Source organism: Rectinema subterraneum, from assembly GCA_009768935.1.
Classification (GTDB): domain Bacteria; phylum Spirochaetota; class Spirochaetia; order Treponematales; family Rectinemataceae; genus Rectinema; species Rectinema subterraneum.
Map to the genome: position 1 here is coordinate 1 of WESA01000100.1, position 3,258 is coordinate 3,258.

A 3,258-nucleotide genomic window follows, 5' to 3' on the forward strand; every position below is an offset into this window, starting at 1 on the left:
TTACTCACGTGACGAAGAAGCTGGATCTCGACGTCGATATCCTTTTCTTGGACACCACGAGCACCTACTTCGAGATCAAGGGAGAGGATGACCACGAAGGCGGCCTGAGAAAGCGTGGCCACAGCAAGGACAATCACCCGGAACTGGCGCAGGTGGTGGCCTTCGCGGTCACGAAGGGCGGCATTCCAATCCGTGCGTGGGTATGGCCAGGGAACACGAGCGACCACGAGATCGCCCAGCAGGTGAAGCATGATCTGAGCCAATGGAACCTGGGGCACCTGGTCATGGTCCAGGACGCGGGCTTCAACTCGGCACGCAACCGGCAGATTCTCCTCCAGGGCGGCGGTGATTACATCATCGGCGAAAAGCTCCGCGCAGGCAGCAAGGGTGAAGCCGTGGAGGCGCTGCACCGGGCGGGGCGCTACAAAACAATCGAGCGCGAAGGGAAGGTGCTTCTGTGTAAGGATGTCCTCATCGACGAGGGGTCTGCCACCCAGCGCCGGTATGTGATCGTCCAGAACCCCGAGGCGGCACAAAGGGACAAGGAAACGCGCTCCCAGATCGTCGAGGAAGCACGAAGGCGGCTTGCAGCCCTTGCCCAACTCTCAGGCGAACCACACCGCAAGGCTGCCTGCAGGCTGCGAAGCCACGGAATCTATGGTCGGTACATTGGACAACGCAAGGATGGCACGCTCTTCATCGACGAAGAGAAAATGAAGCGAGAATCGCTCCTTGACGGCAAATTTCTCATCAGCACCTCGCTCATGCACTGTTCGACCGAAGAGATTGTCTATGGGTACAAACAGCTCTGGGAAATCGAGCGGGTATTCAGGGATGTGAAGCATGTGGTCGACATACGCCCCGTGTACCACCACCTGGACGACAGGATCCGTGCCCATGTGCTTATTTGCTTCATTGCGATGGTGCTGGTGCGGGTTGCGGAACGAACGCTTTCGATGAGCTGGCGAGACATTGCCTACACGCTCACCGATATTCGGGTGGGGCATACCAAAGGTCCTGACGGAGAGCTGTGGCTCATGTCTCCTCTCTCCGAGATGCAGCGCAATCTCTTTTCTACGCTGAAGGTGAAACACCCTCCGAAGATTTGGGATTTTTAAAAGAGTAGAAAAGCGCCCCTCAACATGTAGTACCACAAGTTGCACGACAAATATGTCTTTATTTTATTGTACTATTAAGAATAATGTCGCTTTTTTGTCAGCACGAACTGTTCAAAACCAGCTGATCCCTTGTCCTGAATCCTGCGTCATCGACCAGCTCCCGCTTCAGTATCCGGTAGAAAGACTCCATGAGCGCGTTGTCGTAAGGGTTGCCTTTCCTGCTGTGCGATGGAATAGCTCCCTTTTTTTTCCCCACTGCCATGAAGTTCGCGCCTGTGGACTGCGATCCCTGGTCGGTGTGGACGATCAATCCCGATCCTGGCTGCTCTTTTCCGATACCCTGCAAGAACGCATCAATCACCAGACGTTCTGTCATCGTCAGTGACCTTATGGTTTTCGCTCGTGGTATGCATAGAAACCACTGCGTGAGATTCCCAATATCTTACAGGCCTTCTTGATCGTGTATCTGCTTTTGTTTTCTGCCAGATACCTGAACCTCACGTGCTTTTTTTCTACAAGAAGACCCGGAATTTTTTTAGCAGTTCTACTTCCTCTTCAAGTTCTCTATTCCGCTTCTCAAGACGGTTGATCTCGGCTTGGTAGTTATATATCTTGCTCCCATTCCCAGGAAACGCACTCTCACCGTATTTCTCGTACTCGCTCACCCAGCGGTAGAGGCTGTTTTGATGCACGGCAAGTTCCCTTGCAACCTGACATACGGGCAGCTCTTCATCCACGACCAGTCTGACTGCCGCAACTTTGAACTCCTTGTCGAACTTTCTTCTGGACATGTCCTTTCCTTTTTTCTCTTAACTTCATGTCCATTTTATCATACCCCCTTCAGATAGAGTATCATTTCGTGTCCACCTAGAAGGGGTCAGTTCAGACTAAAACCGGAAAATTTAAACCGACCTTGACACCTACATAGGACACGCCTATTGGCAGGATTACGTTAAGCGGTTCGCCATTTCTTTTCCAGATAAGGTATGCCGGAATCCTGGACCTTGTATCGTTGCCAGGAAAGATATGACTGAAATAGTCGACAGCAGATCAGCTTTATCATCTGCTACAGAAGTCCTCCTTATTATCTTTCAGAATTGTTCTGGCTCACAAGATGTAACAAATTACGGATGATGTTTTGGTACGATCACCGGCTCGAATTCATCTTCTCGGTCTTGCGGCACTTCTGTATTTAGCGCTTTCTGCTCGGAATGAAGTATCTTGGAGAACTTTCTGTTACGGCTATTGTCTGCCTGTTTTTTCGCCTGATCATGCTTTTCATAACCAAGATGTTAGGTCATCTCGGCTTACATCGCCCTCTCGATCAGGGCTTTCGTGAGCTACTTCAGAAGCCCCTTGGAACCGGTAATTTCTTCTTATCTCTTGTAATACTAAGCAGTTTGTCCAGAACTCCCTTGGGAATGGCCATACTCACTACTTTGAGTAGTTGTATAGCCATTTGCATCGAGATAAATTCAAGCTCTCAAACCATTGCCTTTAGTGGTGGTCGTTGACTTCTAGTGGAACTGTATCGGCCAAAAGGGAGAATCTGTACGGTTTGAGATCATCTGATGCCGTAGCTTTTCTACGAGCTTTGAGTAATTGGTAGCCAGGTTATTTTTCTCCGCTAAATCAGAAGCTAGGTCGTAGAGCTCAAAGGATGTTTCGCCACTTTCTGCTGATATTTTCCGCACCGCTTTCCAGTTTTTCCACCTTACGGCTTGTTCAAAGCCATATGTATATCCTTCCCAATAGAAAATTCTCTCATAGTACCGAGAGTCAAGTTGTTCGACATTTCCATAAAGGAGAGGAAGGATCGAAATGCCATCACAATCCGTCGGCATGCTATTACCGATAATTTCATCGATAGTGGGACGAAAATCGGCATACCACCAAGGAGTATGACAGACAGTGCCTGCTGGTATTATACCTGGCCAACGTACGATCATGGGCGTCCTGATGCCACCTTCATAAAGATAGACTTTCTGCCCACGGAGGGGCCCGCAGCTGTCGAACACGCCGTCCCAACGCCTTGCTGCGCCATGATCTGAACCGAAAAAAAGTGTATTTTGTCAAGCCAAAATCCCCAAAAAAATCGTGTAAATTTCCCCACTAGGCCATGGGTAATTTTATCTGGTCC

The 3,258-nt window shown here is 49.8% G+C and carries 5 protein-coding genes and 1 pseudogene; 1 reads left to right on the plus strand and 5 read right to left on the minus strand.

All coding sequences use genetic code 11. The features are described 5' to 3' along the window. A partial coding sequence (locus GAP13_RS12880; protein WP_158908695.1) for an IS1634 family transposase occupies positions 1–1,118 on the plus strand: 1,118 nt, incomplete at its 5' end. A 97-nt stretch (positions 1,119–1,215) separates the two neighbouring features. On the opposite strand, the gene GAP13_RS12885 is transcribed toward GAP13_RS12880, so the two are convergent. From GAP13_RS12885 to GAP13_RS13220, 5 genes and pseudogenes are all read right to left on the minus strand, one after another. Next, on the minus strand, positions 1,216–1,494 hold the full coding sequence (locus GAP13_RS12885; RefSeq protein WP_158908696.1) for an integrase core domain-containing protein: 279 nt from the start codon (positions 1,492–1,494) through the stop codon (positions 1,216–1,218). 136 nt (positions 1,495–1,630) lie between these two features. Then, complete coding sequence (locus GAP13_RS12890; RefSeq protein WP_158908697.1) at positions 1,631–1,909, minus strand: transposase; 279 nt, start codon at positions 1,907–1,909, stop codon at positions 1,631–1,633. Between the two features lie 333 nt (positions 1,910–2,242). Beyond that, a pseudogene (locus tag GAP13_RS13350) lies at positions 2,243–2,398 on the minus strand (transposase); the annotation flags it as partial. 237 nt (positions 2,399–2,635) lie between these two features. Continuing rightward, positions 2,636–3,067 carry a sulfatase/phosphatase domain-containing protein gene (locus GAP13_RS12900; protein ID WP_371710081.1) on the minus strand — a complete coding sequence of 144 codons (432 nt, stop codon included), beginning with the start codon at positions 3,065–3,067 and terminating at the stop codon, positions 2,636–2,638. Continuing rightward, the coding region (locus GAP13_RS13220) for a hypothetical protein (RefSeq protein WP_241864359.1) at positions 3,064–3,258 on the minus strand (195 nt) is incomplete at its 5' end. The genes GAP13_RS13220 and GAP13_RS12900, both read right to left, overlap by 4 nt.

Bases quoted from the DNA above. Each gene is read 5' to 3' on its own strand.
- GAP13_RS12885 (WP_158908696.1), bottom strand. From the start codon at position 1,494: ATGACAGAACGTCTGGTGATTGATGCGTTCTTGCAGGGTATCGGAAAA.
- GAP13_RS12890 (WP_158908697.1), bottom strand. From the start codon at position 1,909: ATGTCCAGAAGAAAGTTCGACAAGGAGTTCAAAGTTGCGGCAGTCAGA.
- GAP13_RS12900 (WP_371710081.1), bottom strand. From the start codon at position 3,067: ATGATCGTACGTTGGCCAGGTATAATACCAGCAGGCACTGTCTGTCAT.